Here is a 1,968-nt window from a genome sequence, read left to right on the forward strand (position 1 = left end):
TACTCATAACCGCACGCGGCTGGAACATCAAAATCCTTAGGCGTAATCGGGATCGGGTCACGGAGAGTCACCTCGGTGGGAATGCCGAAATCCCCGTCGATGCCAAGATCCGGGGAAATACGATTATCCTTATAGTTATTATCCTCGTTATCTTCTTTGATAACCCCATTGTCCACCAGGCTGCTGCCGTAATCCACTTTAAATTCGACGTAGACTGTGTCCGCCGACTTGAAGGTGAATGGGAAGGTCAAGGTCTTACGCTCGCCTACAGCCATCCCAGAGACCGTCTGAGGCGATCCTTGAAGCGGAGAACCCGCAGCAAAGGCAGCGACTTTGAAATCGTCCTTAACGGCCTTTCCTTCGTTGTGGAATGTGACAGTGATTGAGCCTGCCTCGCCTATTTTAAGCGGGCTTGTCAGTTCGATGGAATCTGCTACTAGGTCTGGTGTGGTTGTATCGTAGTAGACTTTAACGTAGCCCGACTTGTAGGCATAGGTGTAGCCGTCCCAGAAGGCGAGTACCGGCATGAAGTAGTTGCGGCCCTGTACAGGATAGGCCAAACCACCTGTAATGTCCTCATATTTCGTATCGGATTCACTGTCCAGAAATTTGGCTACCTTAATCATGCCAAAGCCAGAATCCCCTGAGCCTGCTTCGAGAATTTCCAGTTCTTCATACCCTCTATCTGGGGAGGACTTTTCCTTGTTTATTTTTACATTAAAGACCAAATCAGAGGAGATATTTAATCTCTCATCTAAATTAATATCCGCTTCCTTAAACCAAAAATATTGTGGTCGTTCTACTTCATAAGCGGTAGTAGCGGCCCTCCCAGAACTATCACGCAAATCCCCATGGACCAGTTCAGTCATACCAGTGGCCACATTTTTGGCGTATTCAGGAATAGGACCAGGGCATTGAGAAATCCCATTAACGATACATCCACCAGTAATTTCATACTTGGCAGTTCTGTCCCCCTGAGTCCACCAGCTTTTCCCGTCTAGCAAGCGCCAAATATGATGACCAGGATCTGTTCTTTCTTGACTATAGACTGGCGTTAACTGGCCATCCACGGTCAATTCAAACTTCGAGCCAACCAATGTCCCGATCTGTCCCTTGTTGGCTCCGTCTATATATACCTCATATCGCTTGATGGTTGATGGATCAAGCCCTACATCCAGAACAATATTCTTCTGACTGTCTCTTGAATACGCATCTAGAGTAAAATCCACCTGTTTGACAGCTTCCATGGCGCTTGTCCTCGTCACATAAACTGCAAACAAGGAAAAAATAAAAATAGCAGCCATTGTGGCTGCTATCCAAGTCTTCCGTTTTTTCATATGTTCACCCTTATTCTACAGTATTTCGTATGACTGGCACAAAATTAAATGTAGCTGTTTGGCCCTTCATCCTATTGACACGTGTCATCACAATAGGAACCTTACCGTATTCCGCAAGCTCTTGATTTGCGATTTCCTTAGAAATGGCCATGAGGTACCAGCCATCCACACTCTTAGGTTGATCCAACCAAAAAAGTTGAATATCATTAACTGGCCCTCCCGCAGTTGGCTTCACTTCTTCATACTGCCACGTAGCCGCTGCTTTGAAGCGGAAACTGAAATAAGTGTTGGCCACGGCCACCGGATTTGTGAATCTGAAGTGAAGAGCAACTAAATAATGATTATTCAGAACTGTTTTTTGGGACAGTGGCTGTACATTGTTGAACCAGCTCCTGTACGCGCCGTCATCTCTCGTCAAGTCCACAACCAAAATTTGATCAACCTGTGTGTCAACGTCCTCGCTCAAATCCAAACTCTGCGGCAACGGATTAGCAGCAATTCCCCACATAGTTTCCACGTTGGATCCTCTCCATGCGACTTCGGCATAACTTTGAGCAGTCTTGTCCACGGACAGTTCGCCGCCGCCTTTGACCGTCAGGACCCGCTCGATGACGGTTACCGACTGTGCCCG

General features: G+C 47.1%; 1 protein-coding gene and 1 pseudogene. Both read right to left on the minus strand.

Annotated features, from left to right (window positions below):
- Window positions 1-1,337, minus strand: a 1,337-nt coding sequence (locus tag WBG83_RS22275; protein WP_336747581.1) for a CARDB domain-containing protein, incomplete at its 3' end; no start/stop codon positions are given.
- A gap of 10 nt (window positions 1,338-1,347) precedes the next feature.
- Window positions 1,348-1,968, minus strand: a pseudogene (locus WBG83_RS22280) (hypothetical protein); the annotation flags it as partial.

Source organism: Paenibacillus sp. y28 (assembly GCF_037137075.1).
Lineage (GTDB): Bacteria > Bacillota > Bacilli > Paenibacillales > NBRC-103111 > JBBBNV01.